The organism is Veillonella montpellierensis DSM 17217, assembly GCF_000426745.1.
Classification (GTDB): Bacteria; Bacillota; Negativicutes; order Veillonellales; family Veillonellaceae; genus Veillonella; species Veillonella montpellierensis.
Genome location: NZ_AUFY01000013.1, coordinates 17,329 through 41,914 on the forward strand (window position 1 = coordinate 17,329; position 24,586 = coordinate 41,914).

23 protein-coding genes are annotated in these 24,586 nt (G+C 36.1%); 4 read left to right on the top strand and 19 right to left on the bottom strand.

Annotated features, from left to right (window positions below; translation table 11 throughout):
- Positions 1-13 precede the first annotated feature (13 nt).
- The 13 genes from K357_RS0105000 to K357_RS0105060 form a co-directional block, all read right to left on the bottom strand.
- Entirely contained in the window at positions 14-1,282 is a 1,269-nt protein-coding gene (locus K357_RS0105000; protein ID WP_028257735.1) for a nickel-dependent lactate racemase family protein, read from the bottom strand.
- An 88-nt stretch (positions 1,283-1,370) separates the two neighbouring features.
- Positions 1,371-2,303 (bottom strand): hypothetical protein, encoded by a 933-nt coding sequence (locus K357_RS0105005; RefSeq protein ID WP_028257736.1) that lies wholly within the window; start codon positions 2,301-2,303, stop codon positions 1,371-1,373.
- Positions 2,304-2,513: 210 nt separating this feature from the next.
- Positions 2,514-3,410 carry a hypothetical protein gene (locus K357_RS0105010; protein ID WP_028257737.1) on the bottom strand — a complete coding sequence of 299 codons (897 nt, stop codon included), beginning with the start codon at positions 3,408-3,410 and terminating at the stop codon, positions 2,514-2,516.
- 408 nt (positions 3,411-3,818) lie between these two features.
- Positions 3,819-4,394: a hypothetical protein gene (locus tag K357_RS0105015; RefSeq protein ID WP_028257738.1), complete on the bottom strand. Its 576-nt coding sequence runs from the start codon at positions 4,392-4,394 to the stop codon at positions 3,819-3,821.
- Between the two features lie 7 nt (positions 4,395-4,401).
- Entirely contained in the window at positions 4,402-5,400 is a 999-nt protein-coding gene (gene floA / locus K357_RS0105020) for a flotillin-like protein FloA (RefSeq protein ID WP_038113635.1), read from the bottom strand.
- 79 nt (positions 5,401-5,479) lie between these two features.
- Positions 5,480-5,956: an NfeD family protein gene (locus K357_RS0105025; RefSeq protein ID WP_028257740.1), complete on the bottom strand. Its 477-nt coding sequence runs from the start codon at positions 5,954-5,956 to the stop codon at positions 5,480-5,482.
- 458 nt (positions 5,957-6,414) lie between these two features.
- Positions 6,415-7,692 (bottom strand): uracil permease, encoded by a 1,278-nt coding sequence (uraA, locus tag K357_RS0105030; protein WP_028257741.1) that lies wholly within the window; start codon positions 7,690-7,692, stop codon positions 6,415-6,417.
- Positions 7,685-9,007 carry an FtsW/RodA/SpoVE family cell cycle protein gene (locus tag K357_RS0105035; protein ID WP_028257742.1) on the bottom strand — a complete coding sequence of 441 codons (1,323 nt, stop codon included), beginning with the start codon at positions 9,005-9,007 and terminating at the stop codon, positions 7,685-7,687. Before K357_RS0105035 ends, uraA begins: the two co-directional genes overlap by 8 nt.
- 3 nt (positions 9,008-9,010) lie before the next feature.
- Positions 9,011-9,661, bottom strand: a complete 651-nt coding sequence (gene trmB / locus K357_RS0105040) for a tRNA (guanosine(46)-N7)-methyltransferase TrmB (RefSeq protein ID WP_028257743.1) — start codon at positions 9,659-9,661, stop codon at positions 9,011-9,013.
- A gap of 374 nt (positions 9,662-10,035) precedes the next feature.
- The gene (rpsR, locus tag K357_RS0105045; protein WP_028257744.1) at positions 10,036-10,266 is read right to left on the bottom strand and encodes a 30S ribosomal protein S18; all 231 of its coding nucleotides are present in this window, start codon (positions 10,264-10,266) and stop codon (positions 10,036-10,038) included.
- A 45-nt stretch (positions 10,267-10,311) separates the two neighbouring features.
- Positions 10,312-10,710, bottom strand: a complete 399-nt coding sequence (locus K357_RS0105050) for a single-stranded DNA-binding protein (RefSeq protein WP_028257745.1) — start codon at positions 10,708-10,710, stop codon at positions 10,312-10,314.
- Between the two features lie 24 nt (positions 10,711-10,734).
- Complete coding sequence (rpsF, locus tag K357_RS0105055; RefSeq protein WP_028257746.1) at positions 10,735-11,019, bottom strand: 30S ribosomal protein S6; 285 nt, start codon at positions 11,017-11,019, stop codon at positions 10,735-10,737.
- 254 nt (positions 11,020-11,273) lie between these two features.
- Entirely contained in the window at positions 11,274-12,533 is a 1,260-nt protein-coding gene (locus K357_RS0105060) for an aromatic amino acid transport family protein (RefSeq protein ID WP_028257747.1), read from the bottom strand.
- 327 nt (positions 12,534-12,860) lie between these two features.
- Between K357_RS0105060 and K357_RS0105065 the strand changes: the two genes are divergently transcribed.
- From K357_RS0105065 to ychF, 3 genes are all read left to right on the top strand, one after another.
- Positions 12,861-14,090 carry an LL-diaminopimelate aminotransferase gene (locus K357_RS0105065; protein ID WP_028257748.1) on the top strand — a complete coding sequence of 410 codons (1,230 nt, stop codon included), beginning with the start codon at positions 12,861-12,863 and terminating at the stop codon, positions 14,088-14,090.
- Between the two features lie 221 nt (positions 14,091-14,311).
- Positions 14,312-15,283: a diaminopimelate dehydrogenase gene (locus K357_RS0105070; protein WP_028257749.1), complete on the top strand. Its 972-nt coding sequence runs from the start codon at positions 14,312-14,314 to the stop codon at positions 15,281-15,283.
- Between the two features lie 513 nt (positions 15,284-15,796).
- Positions 15,797-16,903 carry a redox-regulated ATPase YchF gene (gene ychF / locus K357_RS0105075; RefSeq protein ID WP_028257750.1) on the top strand — a complete coding sequence of 369 codons (1,107 nt, stop codon included), beginning with the start codon at positions 15,797-15,799 and terminating at the stop codon, positions 16,901-16,903.
- Positions 16,904-17,607: 704 nt separating this feature from the next.
- Here the strand turns inward: ychF and K357_RS0105080 are convergent.
- From K357_RS0105080 to K357_RS0105095, 4 genes are all read right to left on the bottom strand, one after another.
- On the bottom strand, positions 17,608-18,126 hold the full coding sequence (locus K357_RS0105080) for a biotin transporter BioY (RefSeq protein ID WP_231562217.1): 519 nt from the start codon (positions 18,124-18,126) through the stop codon (positions 17,608-17,610).
- 95 nt (positions 18,127-18,221) lie between these two features.
- Positions 18,222-18,770 carry a hypothetical protein gene (locus tag K357_RS09355; RefSeq protein ID WP_051212125.1) on the bottom strand — a complete coding sequence of 183 codons (549 nt, stop codon included), beginning with the start codon at positions 18,768-18,770 and terminating at the stop codon, positions 18,222-18,224.
- Between the two features lie 411 nt (positions 18,771-19,181).
- Positions 19,182-20,369: a pyridoxal phosphate-dependent aminotransferase gene (locus K357_RS0105090; protein WP_028257752.1), complete on the bottom strand. Its 1,188-nt coding sequence runs from the start codon at positions 20,367-20,369 to the stop codon at positions 19,182-19,184.
- 579 nt (positions 20,370-20,948) lie between these two features.
- Positions 20,949-21,623: a Crp/Fnr family transcriptional regulator gene (locus tag K357_RS0105095; protein ID WP_028257753.1), complete on the bottom strand. Its 675-nt coding sequence runs from the start codon at positions 21,621-21,623 to the stop codon at positions 20,949-20,951.
- Between the two features lie 210 nt (positions 21,624-21,833).
- Here K357_RS0105095 and K357_RS0105100 point away from each other — a divergent pair, with 210 nt between their 5' ends.
- Positions 21,834-23,177 carry an MFS transporter gene (locus tag K357_RS0105100; protein ID WP_028257754.1) on the top strand — a complete coding sequence of 448 codons (1,344 nt, stop codon included), beginning with the start codon at positions 21,834-21,836 and terminating at the stop codon, positions 23,175-23,177.
- A gap of 222 nt (positions 23,178-23,399) precedes the next feature.
- Here the strand turns inward: K357_RS0105100 and narI are convergent, their stop codons facing one another.
- Together narI and narJ are read right to left on the bottom strand one after the other, a co-directional pair.
- Entirely contained in the window at positions 23,400-24,065 is a 666-nt protein-coding gene (narI, locus tag K357_RS0105105; RefSeq protein WP_028257755.1) for a respiratory nitrate reductase subunit gamma, read from the bottom strand.
- Between the two features lies 1 nt (position 24,066).
- Positions 24,067-24,585 carry a nitrate reductase molybdenum cofactor assembly chaperone gene (gene narJ, locus K357_RS0105110; RefSeq protein WP_028257756.1) on the bottom strand — a complete coding sequence of 173 codons (519 nt, stop codon included), beginning with the start codon at positions 24,583-24,585 and terminating at the stop codon, positions 24,067-24,069.
- Between the last annotated feature and the right edge of the window lies 1 nt (position 24,586).

The following is a 24,586-nucleotide window of genomic DNA, read 5'->3' on the forward strand; positions in this document are numbered from 1 at the left end:
ATGATAACTAGTGTCAATTTTTACTTTTTACAATCGGTACCGTGTACGCACCATGAGGCATTAAAATAATAGGTGCATCACATCCCATCTTTTCATTTGCTCGATGTAAGGCTTCTTCCATAGAATGAACTGGAGAAAAAAAGGCTTCCTTAGCATACCTATCTGTCAGATTTGAAAGAAGTAAAAATTCAGCTTGTTTCATCAATCTAGTAACAGCATACGCTTTATGTCTTCCTATCTGAAAGTCTGCTCTCACAGAATCTTCAATGGCTTGAATAGAATGAAACCGCTGTATTGTTTCATCAAAAATAGCAGATCCAGACCCTTCTCGACACTCTGCCAATAAAATGATACACCCTCCAGGTTGTACAGCTTTTACAGCATTATCCATAGTCTTTTGTGTTTGATATATGTTAATATCCTTTGGATAGCCTCCTGTGCTAGCAATAACAATGGGGGCCCGTTCTTTAATAACCACACCATTTTGTGCATCTACAAATTCACACGCCCGCTTATGAGCCGTTATATAATGGCCTGCAAAAATGCCTGTGAACTCATTATGTTCATTTAACACCACATTTAACAAAAACGTCGGCGGATGGAATGCAACGCCTTCTAGCTGATCTTCATAGATAGGATTTCCCTCTAACTGTCCTATAACAGCATTTTCGTGCAACATCAAACTATGATTTTTTCGTATTGTTTCATAAGAAGATATGCCTGGTAGAATAGCTTTTCTACCACCACCAAAACCAGCAAAAAAGTGATGTACCACTGAACCAGTACAAATAATATGATCCGCTTCTACTGCACATCTATGTAAATGAACTGGTGTGCCAAAGGAAGTAGTCCCAACGTATACAAAATCACTAGTCTTAGTCGCATTAGAATTTACTAATCGAATTCGTTCACCTATCGTTTCACCAACTTCATGAATCATTTCTTCACGACTCATCTCTCGATGTGTGCCCAAGGCAAATAAAATTGTAATATGCTCATCAGAAATACCTATTTCATGTAAATATTGAATCAATAGGGGCATAAAAACATGTGTATTGGCCACGCGAGTTGCATCATTAGCAATAATTGTAACCGTCTCATCTGGTCGTATTAATTCTTGTAACGGTTTCGCATCAATAGGATGATTAAGAGCCTTCAAAATTTCTTCTTCTGGATTGGTAATCACTGGTTGTTTCGTCATTTCTAGTTCTGCTACTACACGACTTTCATCCAACGCAAAATCTACATATGTACTACCATACGGAAATGAATAAGTTTTCATACTAGTAAACTCCCTTAACAGGCTAATGCATCTACATATTTAATTCTATATAGTCCCACAGAAAATCTCATAGATACTACACACTATTCTACATAACTGGTTGATTAAAAATAGTTGTAATACCACTAAATCCAGTAGGCATAGGTGATACTAAGTATAAACATATAACGGCTAATACTGCTATGGCTATCGCCAAATAAGAAAATGTACCTCGTTTTGGAAATTCATAGAGTCCTATGATTCGAATTGTTAGCGCTGCACCAATAGCAGCAGCAAAAGCCGGTAAAGAGAATTGCCCTTCATCAGCATAGACATAGATAATGCCCACAAATGAAGCTACTACCGTAACCAATGGCATCATTGTATCCATTGCTTGTGGTATATAACGACGTAATGCCTTTGGATAACGCGATGCTTCTACGCCAAATACGCCAAATAGTATATGACCGATTGACCAAATATAGGTCCACCATGTCTGGCACATAGATCGATGTTTACTGCTATACCAAGCAAACCAAGTAATAAGTAGTATAGCCACGCCTACTAATCCAAAATATACTGTATCTGGAATATACCTCACTAAAACGACGCCAAGTAATGTAGTGATAGCAGCTAACACACTATGAATGATGACTTGACTCTTGTCTGGTTGTTCCTGTATAGGTAAACGTTTATATAGAGCACCACCTAATTCAACAATAAAATAAGCTACAAATAAAACGATAGACAAAGCAGGAGAGAAAAAGGCTATCCCAATCATAATAAGAATAGGAATAATAAGCGCCCACCCTTTAAAAAACAATAACTGTTTAAAATCAAGTCGTACGTCTTGTGTTTCTACGGTGAAATTATTATACAACACAAACAAAAACATAAATGACACGACTTCAATCGGTGTAGCACCCAAACATAATATAGTTGGCACCAATACCATCGACATGGCTACCCCCGATAGTTTTGACAATAGAGCTGCTCCAATGCCAGCCAAAAAAAATGGTAATAATAGAACAAGTAACTCCATACTACTAACTCCTAACTACATAGATTACTATTATCCATACATCTAGTCATGATCTTGTAAAATCATGATATTGTACTTATTATATCATATCGTCAGAAGTATAATAGGATCTCCTATAATGAAAGCATTAAGCATCATATACTGAAAGTATAATTATTCTATATGTAACATATCACTTCTATGGCTACCATGTAACAACATGTTTATATTCTATCTAACACCAGGCAATCTCCGACGTACACCTTCCCGTTGTAGTAAATTTTTAATAGTATTAGGGCAACATCCATACGATGTTGCCAATTCTTGCAACGTACTGCCTTCTTCTTTATATTGATATACAATATGTTTCTTATGCTCTTGCCATGCCCGTTTAGGTATAGTCGCGCCTAACGCTATCGCCCGTTGTTTAATAGCTGTATAAGAGCACCCAATCAATCGTGCTATTGTACACAAACTATTTCCTGCTGCTAATAAAGACAACAAGCGCGCCTCTTCTATTTGTATGTGATTACCACGAATTGGTACATGCGCTTCTTTCAATCGTGCTGTAATGGTACACGATTTAACTTGAAAAAATTTTGCTATTTCTAGGGTAGATAATTTATCTTGTTCATACATTTGTTTAATAACTGCTATATCTAATGGCACCTGTTTATGACTCTGCCGAATAGGTATTCCTTCTTGCCTTAATATTTCTAGTACTTTCCATCTAGAAATACCTAATGTACTAGCAATAAAAGTAGCACTATTTCCACTTTTATAGGCACGAAGAATATCTATGGTCTTTATCGATGTAGGTGTATTCCTTTTTACTGGTTTTAATAACCCCAAGTCCCGCAAGCGATTAGAAATTGTAGTGTGAGAACAGTTATATCGCTTTGCTAATGTATACACACTATAACACTTAGTTTTATATAGCGCTGCTAATTCGTGAAGCGGAATTACAACATTTCTCCCTCTCTTTATAATGCCATACATGGCTAATCGTCTATGAATAGTATCTGGACTGCACCCAAAATACTTTGCAATATAGGCAATTGTTTTTTGTTCATAACTATACAATTCTCTTAATCGGTTTTCATCAATACTAATTGTCATGTTTCCCATTGTACCACCCCTGCATCATATTCTCTTATACCTATCTCAACTTACTACTGCTATTACTTTTAGTATAATTCTTTCATGTCTAATCACAAGACCATGGGAAACCGCATAAGTAGTATCATAGAATTTCTTTTTTGGAAACTCTTCTACTAGAATGACTTGCATCCTTGACAAAAACGATTTTTATAACTGTAGTTTTACAATTTTCATATAGTTTAATCATAATTTTTTATATCTTTTTATAAAATAGCTCGTCTACCGCAACAGTTAAAAAACAATCATAAAAATACACACCTTACCAAGAATATGCTCTTACTAAGGTGTGTATATTTTGTAATGCCTATTTTTTATGATACTTACAAGAAAAACGAACTGTATTAGGTACTCTAATCCCATTCCATATTTGATAAATCACATGTGATTTTTATATTTCATTCTCTGAAAGTATAGTAAACCTTTTGGTCTTTCTAATACGGTAGACCACACAACGCCACGTTTAGCAGTTTTAAGAGAAATGTCATAAGGCGAATCATTGCTATGTACTGCGGTATGTTGTTTTGATCGTGATTGTACATGATGAACCGTTGTAACTGATTGCGTAACCTGTAACTTAGTAGTTGGTGTAACAGAAATCTTATAAGATGGTCGTACAGATGTATACGTATCTGACTGTGTAGAAGTTGCTACTTCCCGTTCCATTCTATGTATATCTACAGTAGAAGAGGATGTATTATTTTTCTCTTCAATAGGTTCCTCATGATAGCTAGCAGGTACCTCATCTATACGTGCCGGAGTGATTTCTGTAGCTTCACCTAATGATTCATCCTCTCGTTCAATATGAATGCCATACTTTGCTTCCATCTCTTCCCAAGTAAGCGGCTCATGATCAATTTGTTGTTGGTCACTAGGTGTGGATGATGTATTTCCTTTTTTAGTAAATACCAAGGTCCCTATTATCATAATGATAATGCCAATAATAATATCCATATATCACCTATTGTTTAGATTCTGGCGGTGTCGTCAAATCAATCTCTTCTGTTTGTCCAATCGCCTCTCTCATTTTAGTATCAGCTAATACATTATTCATAGTATAATAATCCATAACGCCTAACCGACCTTCACGTAAGGCTTGTGACAATGCTTGAGGTACTTCAGCTTGTGCTTCCACAACTTTTGCTTGCATTTCTTGTGTATATGCACGCATTTCTTGTTCTTTTGCTACCGCCATAGCACGACGTTCTTCTGCACGAGCTTGCGCAATGGTTTTATCTGCCTCCGCTTGATCCGTCATAAGTTGAGCTCCAATGTTACGCCCCACATCTACGTCAGCAATATCAATGGATAAAATTTCAAAAGCCGTACCTGAATCAAGGCCTTTACTCAACACTGTACGCGAAATATGATCTGGATTTTCCAACACATTACTATGTTCTTCCGAGGAACCTACAGTCGTAACAATCCCTTCTCCTACACGAGCAATAATAGTGGCTTCACCTGCACCACCTACTAAACGGTCAATATTCGCACGAACAGTCACTCTAGCACGTACTTTTAATTCAATACCATTTTTGGCCACTGCAGAAATACTAGGCGTTTCAATAACTTTTGGGTTAACACTCATTTGTACCGCTTCAAGTACATCACGACCAGCTAAATCAATTGCTGCGGATCGTTCAAAGGTTAATGGAATCGATGCTCGTTCTGCCGCAATTAAAGCATCTACTACACGGTCTACATCACCACCTGCTAAATAATGAGCCTCTAGTTGATTAACATTAACATTTAGTCCTGCTTTATTAGCTTTTACTAAAGGTAACACAATTTGCGATGGATTAACGCGACGTAACCGCATTCCTACAAGTGTAAAAATACCTACATTAACCCCTGCTGCCAATGCGGAAATCCATAAACCTAATGGCACGAAATGCAAAAATAATGATATTGCTATAATAGCAAGAAAAATAATAAATACAAATCCAAATTCTACAAACATACATACCCTCCTTAATAACAATTCTCTATGCACTAATCTTCTCAATACGATTTACTTCAGCAACTTATATACGCACCTATTATCTATGAACATTTGTATCCATTCTAACAATAATTCTACTTCCTGACACTTTATATACTACAATAGGCGTCCCGGCGGAAATAAAATCTCCTTCTGTTACTACGTCAACTAACATATCATCAATACGAGCTGTGCCAGAAGGGCGAAGCACTGTATGGGCTACTCCTTTTTTACCAACTAAATCAAACATTCTTTCATTGGATGTATACCCTGTATCCGAAGTAAATCGTAAATTAAGTGTAAAATGCCGACCAAACCATGTTTGAGGAAAGTAATTAACTACTATCAATAGTACTATACTTAACACTAAAGATATACCTAGTAATATAAGTACTGTTTCCATCGTATGACCAAGTAAATCATAGAGTCCCCACATAATACATAAATATCCAATGATACCTAAGATGCCACCTGGTACAAATAGTTCTAAGGTCAATAAACAAATTCCCACTATAAAATAATATAAAATATCCACTCATTCACCTCCCTAGATACTGCACTCATAGATAATAACTTTCATAATACTATTATAACATACTACAATTCTTATCGTCACATAGTGACGTGTAGACAAACTCTAACCTTTATTTTCCTATGTACATGTATACCTCATTATATCTAAGTACATTAATTATTATCGGATATTCTTACATACTAACATAGTGGATGCTCTTATAATTCAAATCACATCCTAATCAAGATTCGTAGAATTGCGTTCCATATGCCTATAGTGCGACGTATGTATCTTTCTATTAACTATTTTAACTAATTCTATCCACCCTACATAGTCCATGATGAATTATTTCGAATTGTCCCAAAATCTCAACGCCTCAAAGATATAAAAAAACTAGTAGGCATTGTCATCCTACTAGTTTTGTAATTACTATTTCACAACAGAGCGTCTACCTCTATCATAATTATTTATAAAAATCCTTACCTAAGTTCACTGTTGCCGATTCCAGTTTTTTTCAATATAACAAATACTAAACTAATCACCATAGCCACTACGGTAGCTAATCCCATTCCCCGTAGGGTAACAGGGCCTAGTGTAACACTGGCACCACTAACACCGACAATTAATGTAACTGCAGTTAGCATTAAATTTGTTGATTTTGTATAATCTACCTTTCTTTCTACCAACATGCGAAGTCCAGAAGAGGCAATAATACCAAATAATAAAATGCTAACACCACCCATAACTGGTACTGGAATCGCATGGATTAACGCAGAAATCTTACCTACGAAAGATACCAAAATGGCTAAAATGGCGGCCCCAGCAATTACATATACACTGTATACACGAGTAATTGCCATAACTCCAATATTTTCACCGTATGTTGTATTAGGCGTAGCCCCAAAGCAACCAGATAAAATATTAGCCAGCCCATCACCTAATAATGAGCGTTGCAAGCCGGGATCTTTCATTAAATCGCGACCCACAATATTACTAGTTACGACCAAATGTCCTACATGTTCAGCAAATACGACGAATAATGCAGGCATAATCATAGCAATGGCATTAATATTGAATACAGGCATTTCATAAAATGTAGGAAGAGCAATCCAAGGAGCCGTAGCAATACTGTTTACATCTACTACACCCATAAAGGCGGCTAGTATATAACCTGCTATAACCCCGATTAATACAGGAATCACAACCATAAATCCTCTGAATACAACTGTTCCTAATAAGGTTACAATCAAGCTAAACATAGATAAGGTCAACGCTTGTGCCTGTGTCATGCCAAGATTTTCCCAAGAATGCCCTGTAATAGCTGCCATATCCATCGCTACTGGTGCTAATTCTAATCCAATAACAGCGATAATGGCGCCCATAGCTGCTGGTGGAAATAGAACATCAATCCACTTTACACCTATATAGCGAACTAAAATTGATAAAATGACAAAAGATGCCCCAAATACAATGAATGCACCTTTCGCTGCTCCATACCCTAGTCCACTAGCCAATACGGCGCTAACTGGTGCAATAAAAGCGAAACTAGACCCTAAATAAGCGGGGATTTTTCCTTTACAAATTAACAAATAGAGTAAGGTACCAATGCCATTCATAAACAATGCTGTAGATGGATCTACTTTCAATAAAAATGGTACCAATACAGTTGATCCAAACATAGCAAATAAATGTTGTAAACTCAATGGCAACATACGACCTAGTGCTGGTCTTTCTGATACATCAATAAAATTATTCATGTGACTCTCCCTTACTAGAATGAATTTTAAAACGACTTTGTGTTTCTTCGCGCAATGACGGCATCGCAGCATGTGTCCCTATTGATTTTACACCTGCTTCATTACGTCTAGCAATATTCGCTAATATACCAACAGCCACTAGATTTAATAGCATAGACGATCCGCCATAGCTAATAAATGGTAATGGAACACCTGTAACAGGAAGACATCCACATACCATAAACATGTTGAACACTGCTTGAAATCCTATCAACAACGTAATGCCTGTCGCCAACAATGATCCAAAATAATCCCGTGATTGTTTGGCAATATGAAATCCAATCCGAAAGAACATATACACACAGAAAACAACCACCAATGACCCTATAAATCCAGTTTCTTGTGCCCATACAGCAAAAGCAAAATCCGTATGTGCTTCAGGCAAGTAAAAATATTGTGAAGTCCCATGAGTAAAGCCTTGCCCCCATAGTCCCCCTGAACCAATAGCCAATAAACCTTGAACCGTTTGATAACCACCTTCCTGTGCATACGACCAAGGATCAAATAGTGATCGCAGACGATCAAGACGATACGGTTGTATAATCGCTAGTAGAAAAGCACCTACTGCCCCCATACCAAATAAGGAAAGGGTAACGGTTCGATTAAGTCCTGCTATAACAATCAGCACGAAAGGGAAAAATAAAATTAATACTGCCGTACCCATATCTGGTTGCAATAATGTGGCTACAAAAAACACCATCGGCACCGACATTAAGGGAGCTAAGTAGGTGACTGTATGCCATATATATTGGAATAGTCGCTGAATACCATTCCCCATACTAGGGCTACGCCTACCTGTAACGGTTCTTTTCTTTCGTACTGGTAAATCCTTCCATTTATACTTTAATAATCCTGTGGCAGTCCAAATAATAGCACCAAGTTTTGCAAATTCTGATGGTTGTATAGACATATACATAGACCTAATCGAAATCCATCGCCTAGCTCCATTAACAACGTCACCTATAAGGAATACGGCTACCAGCAAAAACAATATAATCCCCATGACTATATAGTTAAACCGTTGACTTTGAAGCCGACGGTAATCTATATGATAGGCCCCAATACCTGCTAATCCACAAGCGATTAAGATTCCTAGATGCTTACCGAAAAATCCTCCCATGGAACTACCCGATAGAGTCGCTTCTACAAAAGTAGCACTATACACATTAATACTGCCAATAATAATTAATAGCACTATAAAAGTAAGCATTCCTTGTGCATCATTTTTAAAAATACTACGCCACCATACGTTATGTCGTCGTTTTTTGCGTTTCATACATTAAACCTCCTTTGGTTTAATGGCCTCTAATCTGAAAATAGGTTGTCCTTTTCCACTAAATTTTTCTTCATACTCAGTTCGTATATTAGGCATATCAGTAGCATGCAAATCATAAGTAACATTCTTCAGTGTCCAACCACAGGTCTTAAATTCTTCAAGAGAAAACATAAACAACCCTTCATTATCAGTTTTAAAATGAATTTCTCCATCATCCTTTAACAAACGAGCATATCGTTCTAAAAAAGTATGATACGTTAATCGTCGTTTAGCATGCTTTGCCTTTGGCCAAGGATCACAAAAGTTAATATAAAATCGATCCACTTCATTAGGTGCTACAACATCCTCAATACCGGCAATATCAAATAATGAAACTTTAGCATTGTCGATATGTTGTTCAAATAATTTTTGAGCCGCATAATACATAACACCTAATTGCACTTCAAAACCAATAAAGTTAGATTCCGAGTGTGCCTGTGCCATGCCCGCAATAAATCGTCCCTTGCCAGTACCCAACTCCATATACAAAGGTTTTGATGGATCCTTAAATAAATCACGCCAATGCCCCTTATGTATTTCATGGTTTTCCATAATGGTATACGGTGCATATTCCAAAATAGCCTCATCAATCCAAGGTTTTCTTCGTAATCTCATATACTCTCCTAATCTATATTATATAATAACTCATCTTATCTATTATAAGAAGATTATCTACGACCGTCAATCATAAGAGATTGAGTCACTGTAATTCTCTAACTAGTTACAGAATATACATAGCTATTACAGTCACTCATAACTATGATGTATCAATACGGATAAACCTATCCAAATAATGAGCATCGTCTTGTCCTATAACTCATAAACTGCCGATAGAGCTAAGTATTTCCTAGTTCCATCGGTATTCAAAATAACAGGTTTTGTCCTATACCTCCAAAAGAGGAAAATAATCGCATGTTTCTTTAACTCTATTAATGTAGCGAAAGAACCCAGTAACCATGGTAGTTACTGGGCTCTTGATTTGTAATTAATTATTCAGCTGTAAATGGCAATAAAGCGATTGCTCTTGCACGTTTGATAGCTAATGTTAATTTGCGTTGATGTTTTGCGCAAGTACCAGAAATACGACGTGGAAGAATTTTGCCGCGTTCAGTCGTAAACCGACGAAGTTTAGCTACATCTTTATAGTCGATTTGGTCCAAATGATCTGCGCAGAAATTGCAAACTTTTCTTCTTGGCTTTCTGCCTCTATCTCTTCTCATTGCGAAACCTCCTTTTAGAATTAGTAGGAGTCTTGACTCTCACTATTAGAATGGGATATTTTCATCCCCACTCGGTGTACTGAAACTATCGAAATTAGAGCTTCCTTCAAAGGAACCTGCATTCGCATCTAATGCTTGACCAACAAAGTTAGCCACTACTTCAGTTACATAGCGTTTTTGACCATCCTGAGTTTCATAAGAACGAGTTTGCAAGCGGCCTTCTACAAAGCAACGACTGCCTTTGCGAAGATTGCCTGCTGCTTCACCCAATTTACCCCAAGCAACGCAATTAATAAAAGCAGTTTGTTCTTTCACTTCATTTGTATTGGAGTCAACATATGTGTTAGTAGCTGCTACTGTAAATGTAGCAACGGCTCTACCATTTTTAGTAAAGCGAACTTCAGGATCACGAGCTAAATTACCTAGGATTTGTACAGAATTCATAATCTTTACCTCCTGGTTGAGTGATTAAGCTTCGCGCTTAACGATCAAATGTTTCAAGATCTCATCGTTGATTTTTATAACACGATCAATTTCTTTAATTTCAGCAGGATCTGCTTCAAAATTAATCAATACATAAAAACCATCAGTGAATTTTTTCACTGCATATGCAAGACGACGCTTGCCCCAACGATCAACCTTTTCTACTGTGCCGCCTACACGAGCGATTAAAGCCTCAACTTTTTCAACTGTTACATTGATAACTTCTTCTTCGGCTGGTTTCACAATAAACATGACTTCGTATTTATTCATACAAAATCACCTCCTCTTTCGGACTAATGCCCCTATCTTTCATAGGGGTAGGAAGTGCTTACCATCAATAAGCTTTTTAATTATACAGCATTTACCCCTTATCGTCAAGAAAAAGCCTATTAGTAGCTAGTTATCTATCTGTAGTCGTCAATCATTTCTAATAAGACCACGCTAAACAATACGTATAAAACAACTAGTCATTCCACAGTAATAAACAAGACATTTTCAAGCGTTCTCTCATGTTATAGCATTTCTTAGGAGAATGCTAAAATAGGCGATATAATTAGTAAAATACCCGTAGCAATAATTAAATATAAGGATACACCTTTTAATTCCTGTAAAATAGGTACGCGATATACTAAATACGCGGGAATCAAACATCCTACCAATCCAAAAATAGGACTACAAATTGAGGTAAAGCTTAATACTGGTGCATTCAAAATGATAGCGCCCCAGGACATTAATACAGAAAACACAAGAATACCAAAAGATACAATCCGTGTAGATATTTTATCTTCTGCAATCACTCGCTTTAATGCATTCATAGCCAATCCTTGGCATGCTTCACGGAACCCTAAAAATACGCCAAAGAATGCTGTAACTACTGCAAATATATTTAAAATTAAGCTCATAATCTTAACAGATTCGCCAGGAATCCCCTTTGCAGCTAATGCCAAAGCAGATATATTGTTTTCATACGCCATAACCGCTTGATCATGCCCCATCGCTAGGGTAAAAGATATAGCATAAAAGAATACGACAACAAACAAAATACCAAATGCAATATTCATAGCTCGCAACGCCTTATGACGGGCTACTTCGATTGACTTATTATGAGATCGATACGATATTACCATAGGGCTAAGACTTTGTAAAAACAAAATCGAAGTCAATGTGAATGGCAACATAATAATTGTTTCACGAATCAAATAGGAAATATCCGGTAAAGCGCTAATATTTGAAAAGTCCCAATGTTGAATCATTAAAAATCCCAATACAGCCACAACACCCAACTTGGTCAATACCATAAACGTTGATATCTTAAAAAGTGCTTTTTCACCGCTTGATGCTAAGGCTACCAATAGACAAATAATAACTAATCCATATAAAGGATTATGTGCTAGTGACTGTTGTGTAATACCAAAGGTTACTAAAAATGATGCACTATCATTATTAATCGCTGTGGAATACACAAAAATCCAAATGATTAACATTAAGAAATATAGTATACCTAAGAAAAATCCCCAATTTTTACCTAAGTAATTTCCAATCACACTTGGATAGTCCTCACATCGTGGCGACTTAGCCAAAGTGTTGATAAATAATCGTTGAAACAAATATATGGCTGGATATCCAATAATAGACGATAGCAAAAACACCCACATACCAGCTAACCCCACTTTCACTGGTAAAAATACAATGCCTGCACCAATTGCCATACCAATACTGAGAATAACCCATCCCCAGTCCATACCGTCAAAAGCAATCGCTTTCTTCCATTCAGCCTCTGACATACCTGCCTTTTCCCAAGGCAACTCCTTCTGTTTTGTTCTTAACCTACTTAGTGTTTCCATCTCTTTTTTCTCCTTCCAATTAATAAACATATATTTGATTGGTATGTCTATCATATCATTATTACTTTCATTTATAGAAGAAAAATATACAAAAGAACTATATATAATACGCATATATATCATACAAAAATTATATAGATTAAAAATTTTACTTTGATAAAAATTCTGATGCTTCTGTTTTTATCTTGTAGTCCCTCCAAGTCCATAGTATAATGTTATCGATTATACAGTAATTACTTATAATAATAGATACAAAGGAGTTTTATTATGGCATATGTAAATGAAAATTATCTAAATTTGCAAGGGTCTTATTTATTTGCAAATATTGCTCGCAAAGTAAGCGACTATAGCGAAAAACATCCTGATGCGGATATTATTCGACTTGGCATTGGAGATGTGACACTACCTCTAGTTCCTGCTGTGATTCAAGCCATGCATAAAGCTGTTGATGAAATGGCTAATGCCGATACATTCCGTGGTTATGGCCCAGAACAAGGTTATGAGTTTTTACGCCAAGCCATCGTAAATGGTGATTATGCACCATTAGGATTAGATATTTCCATAGATGAAATATTTGTGTCCGATGGGGCTAAAACAGATGTAGGAAATATTCAAGAACTATTTAGTGAAGACAATATTATCGCTATCACTGACCCCGTATATCCTGTCTACTTAGATTCTAATGTAATGGCTGGTCGTACTGGCAAAGCTGTAGATGGTATTTTTGAAAACGTTGTGTATTTACCAACACATGCAGAGAATAATTTTTCTCCTGACTTTCCTACCTCCCATGTAGATATCGTCTACTTATGTTCTCCTAATAATCCAACTGGCACAGTATTATCTCGCCAACGATTAGCTGAATGGATTGCTTACTGTAAAGAGAATGATACAATTTTAATGTTTGATTCTGCTTATGAAGCATTTATTAGCACCGAAGATACAGTGAAATCCATTTACGAAATTCCTGGTGCTAAGGATGTAGCTATTGAATTTCGTTCATTCTCTAAAACAGCTGGTTTTACAGGAACTCGTTGTGCCTATGCAGTAGTACCTAAAGAAGTAACAGCACGCACAAAAGATGGTAAACGCCAAGCATTACAACCTCTATGGAATCGTCGTCAATGTACTAAATTCAATGGCGTTCCTTATATTATTCAACGCGGCGCCGAAGCAGTGTATACACCAGAAGGTCAAAAACAAACACGTGCTAATATCGCCTACTACAAAGAAAATGCCCGTATTATCAAAGAAGGCTTGGAATCGATTGGCTTAACTGTATATGGTGGTGTTGATGCTCCATATATTTGGTTAAAAACACCAGGTACCATGACTAGTTGGGAATTATTTGATGTATTATTAGAAAAAGTGCATATCGTATCTACTCCAGGATCTGGTTTCGGTCCATGTGGTGAAGGATATTTACGATTAACAGCTTTCGGCAGCCGTGAAAATACTGTTCGTGCCGTCGAACGTATTAAAACATTGCGATTTTAATATTGATTACTCCCCCTATAACACCAAATAAAAAATAAGTTACAACTTTTAACAATGTAATCCCTTACCGACAAAGTACTTTCCTAATACAATGTATAGCATTACTAGGAAAGTACTTTGTCATATCTACCTTTCCTAACTATATCCTTCATATACTTCTTTCCAGTAATTTTGTATAATAAAAGTATTCACTAAGCATTGAAGACTAAAGGAGTGATATTATGAGTATTAAGATTGGTATTGTCGGATATGGCAATTTAGCACGCGGCGTTGAAACTTCACTACATTTACAGAAAGATATGGAGTTAGTCGCTATTTTCTCCCGTCGTAGTGGTATTACAAGTGTGAGTGGCGTACCTGTTTATGGTATGGATGAGCTACTTACTTTCAAAGGGAAAATTGATGTAATGATACTATGCGGTGGTTCAGCAACTGATTTAATGGAACAAACACCAATGGTTGCAAAACATTTTAACTGTATCGATAGTTTTGATACACATGCTAAGATTCCTGAACATTTTGCAAACGTTGACAAAGTAGCAAAAGCTAATGGCCATACAGCCATCATTTCCTGTGGATGGGATCCAGGTATGTTCTCTCTAAACCGCGTATATGCAGAAAGTATTTTACCGCAAGGAACGTCTTATACATTTTGGGGACGTGGTGTAAGTCAAGGCCACTCTGATGCGATTCGTCGTATAGATGGTGTGCTTGATGCCCGTCAATATACTTGTCCAAAAGAAAATTTATTAGATGAAATTCGTCATGGACAAACACCAACTGTTGACGCGTATACAGGGCACACTCGTGAATGTTATGTAGTTGCCGCAGATGGTGCTGATAAACAGAAAATTGAACAATCTATCAAAACAATGAAAAATTATTTTGTTGGCTATGAAACAACTGTGCACTTTATTTCACAAGAAGAGTTAGATACCCATCACAAAGGAATTCCTCATGGTGGCTTCGTCCTTCGTTCAGGGGAAACAAAAAAAGGTACTCGTCACGTAATTGAATACTCGTTAACATTAGACTCAAATCCAGAATTTACTGGTGCTGTACTCGTTGCTTATAGTCGTGGTTTATATCGTTTAGCTAACCATGGCGGAAAAGGAGCTTACACTGTATTTGATATTGCTCCTGCTTGGCTATCACCACATAGTGCTGAGGAATTGCGAGCTCACTCCTTATAAACAATGAATGATTCATCTAGTGAGGTACTGTCCTATGATAGTGCCTCACTATTATTGTATATACTAAGTCCCAATCGATTCATTTTTTCTTACAATGATTCATACCATGAATATCCATGTAGTCATTTCTTAAAATCGCTATGCTACAGTATATAAGCATTACCAATTGTAGTTTATTAAAACATCGATGTCTACCGCTTTCTAATGGTTTCATCTTGTTCATGTCCTGATAAAATTCTTTGACATACTAGCTAGCATACATACAATAATCATAGTAACGCCACAACACTACAAGCAATGTTTAGTATATCTATATATCATTAAAACACCATCTGTACATGCTTAAAAACACTAACTCACAGACTCTATCTAAATAATCACGATAAAGATATATATTTACACACAATATATGATATAATATATGTTCGTAAACAAATCTAATAAACAAATACTAATTTATTCTTTCATAATACTAGTCACTCTAGTCATTTACAATAACAAAGGTGGTAAAACATGAGTACAAATCTTGAAGTAGGTATTGTAGGTCTTCCTAATGTCGGTAAAAGTACATTATTCAATGCCATTACAAAAGCTGGTGCAGAAGCAGCTAATTATCCTTTCTGTACTATTGAGCCTAATGTAGGTGTAGTTGATGTGCCCGATGCACGATTACAAGTATTAGCCACTATGTACGCATCCAAAAAAATCATTCCTGCTGCCATGCGTTTTGTTGATATAGCAGGTCTTGTAGCTGGTGCTTCTAAAGGCGAAGGACTCGGTAATAAATTTTTAAGCCATATCCGTCAAGTTGATGCCATTGCCCAAGTCATTCGTTGTTTTGATGACCCTAACATTACCCATGTAGCTGGTTCTATTGATCCATTACGAGATATTGAAATCATTAACATTGAACTATGCTTAGCCGATTTAGATACTGTAGAAAAACGTAAACAACGCATTGAAAAAATTGCTAAATCTGGCGACAAAAATGCGCGCGCTGAAATGCCTGTCCTAGAACGTGTTATAGATAATTTAACAAACTCTACTCCAGTTCGTGCCATAGGCCTTACTGAAGAAGAACTAGATATGCTAAAAGAATTAAATCTATTAACAGCTAAGCCTTCTTTATTCGTGGCTAATGTAGCTGAAGACGAAGTAGCTGATTACTCGCAAAACGACTATGTAAAACGCGTACAAGACTATGCTGCTAAAGAAGGCTCTACTTGTGTTGTCGTGTCTGCTCGCATTGAAGCTGAAATTGCAGAATTGTCCGATGAAGAAGCGGCTATGTTCTTAGAAGAAATTGGCCTCACTGAAAGCGGACTCGATAAATTAATCAAAGCTAGCTATTCCCTACTTGGACTCATCAACTATTTCACTGCAGGGCCTCAGGAAACCCATGCTTGGACAATTGTAAAGGGCACTAAAGCACCACAAGCTGCTGGTAAAATTCATTCCGATATTGAAAAGGGATTTATTCGTGCTGAAATCGTTTCTTTCGACGAATTAGCCGCTTGTGGCAGTGAAAAAGTAGCTAAAGAAAAAGGTCTTGCTCGCCTAGAAGGCAAAGAGTATATCATGCAAGATGGTGATGTAACCTACTTTAGATTTAATGTGTAATAACTACATCTCCTCTTACGTAAACGAAACTGTAATAAAATAGCACAAAATAACCAGAGGCAAGTTGATGAAAAAATATCAACTTGCCTCTGGTTTTATAGTTTAATAGAAAAAATTCCGCAAGAATCTTTTCATTAATATGTGATTATAAACAAAGCTACTTCCCATATATTAATAGCGAATTGGCAGAATCTCGCCAACTAGTTTTACTATTGAAATATCATTTTGTGCAAAGAAACAATCTCTTCTCGTTCCATCCTTTATTAACTATCTTTTTCTAATATACCATATCCATAAGATACGCTAACTACGGTGACATAAGATAGCTTTCATTAAGCACTAATTTTGCTAGCAAACTATAGCAGCATCATCAAAACTATCTCTTGTCGTATCAACTGTTACGCCATATCTGTAACACCGTGTATAGACATCATGTCAATCCTACATGCCTCATGTTGTATTCACAAATAAGAACTGATATCTACACTCTTATTACATACTCCGCCTATATAATGCAAGTACATCACTAGTAATAAAAGATAGTGTCATCCTAAGGGAGCCCCTATAGGGAATCATTGTTAATGCACATGAAAAATCACTGGCATATAGATCTATGGAACTATACCTTATAAATTAGCTTACTTTCACCACCATAAAGGTAATAGCAATTTCTATGCGATGACACAACTAGAAAATGATAAGCCTTAAATTTTAATTTTAGTAGCCAACCAAGCAGCGATAATACATTTCACAATATCTGTAGGAATAAATGGCGCAGACACAAGAAGGAATGCTGCCCATAGCTGATGAAGTCCCATGCCAGTGAATAACATATATCCTGCAATACCACCAATATGTACTAAAGGAATCGTAATGACAATCGAACGCCATGTGTATTGCCAGAAACTAGAAGTATGTCCCTTTAACAAGCTCAATACAGTATAGGCAATAGGCCAACTCAAAATATAGCCACCAGTAGGTCCAAAAATATTAGCAATACGACCACCCACATAGACAGGCACAAACGAGGCTAATATAACATACCCGGCTAATACAATAAATGCTTGTTTAGGTTGTAACATAAAACCTACTAAGCACATAATCAACGTTAACAATGTTGTCATCATGCCTGGTGTCAACGGATTCGGAAATGATAAAAATGCAGAAATACACATTAATGCTAATAATAATGCCATTTTCGTTAATGTTCGTACATCGATCATAGTTACCTCTTTCTATTAGGCATGTCATTCACATACCCTTCATCACAGTAATAAAAGTAATTAATTTGTCTCTCTTACCTATAGGATTATAACGATTATGATGTATAATCTATCGCTACAATTTTTCTAGGCCCCACACTGCCAATCATAGACGATGCGCGCCCTCTAATCAGAAACGGTTCTCCTGCACATAACGCATGATAAAAGCGCAACTTCCAGCGTCTAACCGTCGGTAATGCTTTATGTAAACGCTCTAATATAAGACAGCCTGGCACAATATACGGCACTTGTCGATGAATGGGATTAGTATCACCTACATCATGAACGAAATCAATAATTTCATCTTTGGTGATTACCATTTGCTTCTCTATGAAAGTCTCCATTCTATGAGTATCATCAGTCACCTTACGAACGTATTCTTTCCTATTCAGTTGACTTGTTTGACTTTGATGCTTCATCATTTGCACGATTAGCGTACCTTCATGATTAACAAGTTGAACTGAAATGAGTCTAGATGACTGTTGTAATATATCCCTTTGCAATTCATTGGAATCATGAAGAGATGTCCACTCTAATCTCGTAATTACAATAGGATTATAAAAAGGTACCTCACATGTGGTTAATGCTTTAAACAAGGCACGCATGATATCACCTCTCTGTATGATTATAAATGACATGAATTATATAGTCAACTAATTTCCCATTCATTTCGTTAACAATAGGCTCCACGCATTCTCTATGTCTGCACTATAGGGTATATCAAAAAAGAGAGCTATGTGAGCACCCCTATGAACTCGATGAATCATTAGCAATAGTCTAGTATACCTACAATGAAAGTTTACCAAGAGTCCTCTTCATTTACGCCTATGATGTAACAGATATAACTAGTGCCTGACTGCTGTATAGCAGTCAGGCACTAGTAATGAAAGTATTCTAAATAACAATTCTATGGTTTCTATACACTTTCATTCATACATTGAAACCTATTTCTATCTACTATCAATCATGCTAACATGACAGAATTAAAAAGCACTTTATCCTTGAAAAATTAGTGCTTATAATCGCCAACTTACATTGGTAGCATTCATCGCCTTATCACGAAGTGTTTCTAAACGATTTAATGCACTATATAAGGTAGCATCTTCCTTAGCGAAATGGAACCGTACTAAGTGATGTACATCTTCATGAAAGAAACTAGAACCAGGTACAGTAGCAACGCCAACTTCTTGTGTCATCCACTCGGCAAAAGCCACATCGTCTGTAACGCCATATTCAGATACGTCCATCATGACATAATATGCACCTTGTGGCTCTGTATATTTCATACCAAGATTGTGTAGACCTCCTACGAATACATCTTTCATATGAGTATAATGATTTTGTAATTCTTCATAATAATCATCTTTAAAGTTAAGGCCTACTACAGCTGCCTCCATCAATGGTGCTGCAGCACCTACCGTTAAGAAATCATGTACTTTTTTAACGCGATCTATAATTTCTGGAGAAGCGATTACGTACCCTAGGCGCCAACCAGTAATCGAATATGTTTTTGACAAGGAGTTACAAATAATAGTACGTTCCCGCATACCTGGCAATGTGGACATATATACATGTGTATTAGGTTTATATAAAATATGTTCATACACTTCATCAGTAATTACATAGGCATCATATTTAATGGATAATTCAGCAATTACTTGTAATTCTTCAGCGGTAAATACTTTACCACACGGATTTGAAGGATTGCATAACACAAGCGCCTTAGCACCATCTTTAAATGCTTGTTCTAATAAATCCGCATCAAAATGAAAGCTCGGTGGTACTAAAGGAATATAAATTGGTTCTGCCCCAGATAAAATAGTATCAGCCCCATAATTTTCATAAAATGGAGAAAAAACAACTACTTTATCCCCTGGATTAGCAATCGTCATCATCGCTGCCATCATCGCTTCCGTACTACCACAAGTGACTACTATTTCACGATTAGGGTCAACCGTCATCCCCGAAAAATGAGCATGTTTTTTCGCTAATGCTTCTCTAAAATTTTGAGCGCCCCAGGTAATTGCATATTGGTGCGGACCTTCTAGGGCGACTTCTGCCAATCGATTGGTAATTTCTTTAGGTGGATCAAAATCTGGAAACCCTTGGGATAAATTAACAGCTCCATATTGATTAGCAATTCTTGTCATGCGACGAATAACTGAATCGGTAAAAGTGGCTGTACGTCTACTTAATTCTTTCATAATATCTCTTCTTTCTCTTTATTTATAACATGATATGATAAGAATACAATAATAATCACTATGCTATTCATAGATAAACAATATAGTATTATACACCATCACATACTAAAAGTGAATCCTATCGACATTAACTATACTCGAAATAACCACTCTTTTTATATATGTAACACTTCATGCCAAATATGTAGATATCTGAAGCTGGTAAAGCAATATCATCAATGTATCCATAGCCCATTACAATCTAACCTACCCATTAAAAATAGAGATTAGCTAATTATGTATAATCAACTAATCTCTATATTGTATTATGAAAAGAACTGTAGTTTCCTCGCCGTATATAATTTGCCTATAGAATTATATACGATAAGGCCTACTAGAAAGGTACCAAACATAACAATTCATATTACCATGACATGTAGCATCATAATGAAATATAGTTATCACTGTAAGAGCTTTACACATCCACATCAATGTCATTCATAAAAACTAACATTTTCTCATAAATTCTTAGAAATCATTATCATCTATGACTATTTTAATTAGATTCATTCAATGACTAACCATATAGCGCTGTATACATTATTCAATATTACAAATTTCTCTATCACAATCTTCGCATTGAATGGCCTCTTTTAAATAGGATAAATTTTTAATAAAAATTAAATGGCCTCGATACTCAATCACATCTTGTTTTCTAAGTTCCGTAAGCATGCGATTCGTGCTTTCACGAGCGGTAGCCGAATAGTTTGCCAACTCTTGATTCGTTAACGGTACAGAAATCAAAATCCCCCCTGCTTCTTGCTTTCCATAGCTATTCGCCAATCGAATTAAGGTTGAATATAAAGCTCCCTTTTTACCATATAATAATAAATCCCTAAATTTAGAATGTTGTTTTCTCATATGCTTACTAAAAATTTTTAATAACGCAATCGCTAACTTAGGATGTTTTTCCAAATGACGTTCTAAACAAGCAATTTCAATGGCATATACTTCTGATGGGCTTTGCGCTACACCATTAAACAAATATCCACCTGTACCGTCATATAATTTTAATTCTCCAACAATACTGCCAGCTTGTGCTAACCGTAGTGACAATGTTCTACCGGTACCTGAGTTTTTAGTAATAAAAATCTGCCCAGACCGAACGATATAAAAATAGCGTGCTTCTTCACCTTCTGTAAACAAATATTCATTTGTATGTAATTTGATAATTCTCCCAGGCAATTCATATAATTGTCGAACTAATGAATCCATACCTACCTCCTTACCTTATAGTATTATCATATCATAAAAGCTAATGTTCTGTATGTACCATTCTTGTTATTTATATAGAATTAATAGTAATGTGATATTTATTACATTGAATTGGACTAGAGTACTATATAATATTCCTAGAGCCATTCATAGATATAACATATAAAATCACGGTAATATGTATATAGTAAATAAGTAGGAGGAGTTGCTATGAGTGATACAAATGTAATGAATATATTAGGGAGTCACCCTACACGAAAGGAAATATTAGCGCATTGGGAACCGGAAAACCCTGAGTTTTGGGAAAAATTTGGCAAAAAAATTGCTACACAAAATCTATGGACATCCACTTGGTCCTTATTAATTGCCTTCGTTGCATGGACGTTATGGGCCACCATTGCCGCCAATCTCAATAAGGTAGGTTTTCATTTTACCGATGCAGAAATTTTTTCATTAGCTGCCTTACCTGGTTTAGTAGGTGCTACATTTCGTTTTGTCTATACCTATATGCCTGGATTATTAGGCGGTAAAACATGGACATTTATCTCAACAGCTATCCTATTAATTCCTGTCATCTGGCTTGGTCAAGCTTTGGGCGATACTAGCACATCCTATGACACATTCTTTTACATTGTATCTCTATTAGGTTTAGCTGGTGCCAACTTTGCTTCTTCTATGGCCAATATTGGATTCTTCTTTCCGAAAGCAAAAAAAGGCACTGCCGCTGGTATTAATGGTGGTCTTGGTAATTTAGGTGTCTCAGTCATCTTCTTAGCCAGTCCTATCGTAACTGGTTTAAGCTTTGGTGGATTATTAGGTAATGGTCTCGTAACTACCAATGGCAATATTTTATATTTGCAAAATCTTTCCTATTTTGGTGTAGCATCTATTATCATCACATTATTATTAATTGCTCTATTTATGGATGATCTTCCTACACCAAAACCAAATCCAAAAGCGATTCTTTCTATTATAAGCAACAAGCACACTTGGCTATTAACCTGGTTATATACTTGTGGTTTTGGTTCTTTCATCGGTTACTCTGCCGCATTAGCTATCTTAGTAGCCAAAGAATTTCCAGAAGTATCCTTTAGCTTTGCCGCCTTCTTGGGACCATTTATCGGCGCTAGTCTTCGATCTGTTGGCGGTTGGCTTGCTGATAAAGTGAATAGTGGCGCCTCTGTTACATTCTGGAGTCTATTACTATTATTAGTAACAGCCATTGGTGTATTAACAGGTATTCAAGTTCATAACTTTATCTTGTTCTTTATATCGTTTATGATACTATTTTTATCCACTGGATTTGCCAATGGTGCTATTTTCCGCATGATTCCCTTTGTATTCCCTGATAATCTACAAGCATCGTTAGTTACTGGATTCACTGCTTCTGTAGCAGCCTATGGAGCATTCTTTATTCCTAAATTATTCGGCATTGCTTATAGTAATTTTGGAGAAGTAGCACCTGCATTCTATGTATTAATCGCCTTTACGCTTATTTCAACTATCATCACTTGGATATATTATGCTCGTAAAGGTGCTAGCATCAAAGCCTAATACCCATAACTTTATAGTAATAGTTACTACCTATTTGATATAGAAAAGCATACAAGGCTATGACATAATTGTCATAGCCTTGTATGCTTTTCTTAGATTTTCTATTGCTATAATCTATCAAATTCTTATGTAAGATATGTTTTATAGGTCCATATTAAATTTTCTAGTAGGATATACCCTACACTATCATGTTATCTCTACAATACCGTCCCGTCGTCGTTACTATTTATTTTTCCTGTATACGATAGGACTACGACGTAAATAGGTAAAAGGAAAACTCAAACAATGGACTAAACGAGTAAAAGGAAACACAATCGCTAACAATTGCCACGATACCATGTGAATCTTAAATATCATAGGAATATGTTCCATCAGTTCTATATCTGGTGATAACATCCACAACGATCTAAACCATGGAGAAATAAATTGACGATAATCAAAATGATTAACCGTATTGTACAAGGTAGAACTACAACCGGTAAGTAATGTAATTCCTAATAGAATATATAATACTATATCCATGCGACTCGTATTTGCTCGAAGATAGGGATTGGTAAATCTCCGTTTCATGAGTAATATATAGCCAATAATAATCAATATTGCCGCTGGTAATCCTCCTGCTAACGATACGAAATGATACACCTCATTAGTCATACCTATCGATAACGTCCAACTTTCAGGAATACATAATCCGATTACATGACCACCAAAAGCCATAATAAGCCCGGCATGAAAAATATTATTTGAATAGCGAATATCTGATTTAGATAAGAATTCACTGGACTTGGTCGTCCAATTTCTTTCAAAGTATACATAGCGAAGAATAGTACCTGCCAAAAATACTGTTAGAGCAATATATGGTAATATGCCATAGATAAATAGTTTCATCTTACTGTTCCTCCAATCGCGTCATAACAGTTAATACGACATCTAGCAAAAATACATGCGGTAATTTAGCTTTGATTAATCGATTGCGCAATAACTCAATTTTCTGCTTTGCAAATGCTAATACAGTAAAAGCTTCACGTCTATCTAATGTACTGGCTAATTCTAGAATAGCAGGTAAATAATCTGGTAGTTCATTGGTAATATCAAATCCATGATCCAAAAACATTTGTTTAAATACAACCATTTCATTCGCTTGCTTTCCAAAATCAGTACGATCATGCATAGTTAAATATAAGTTAGTATTTTGTGAAAAATCAAAACTCCGTACATATTCTTCTTCATATGCAGCAAATCCTTGTTCTTCTACATAATCAAAAAACTCTGCCAATGCATCGCGATTTTGAGGGACACTAACCTCACCAAGCATCTGACGATAAAGAGAAAACTCCTCACGCCACTCTGCATCTGGATATTCTAATAAATACGAAATTATCTGTAACGTTTTGCTATGGTCTATCATA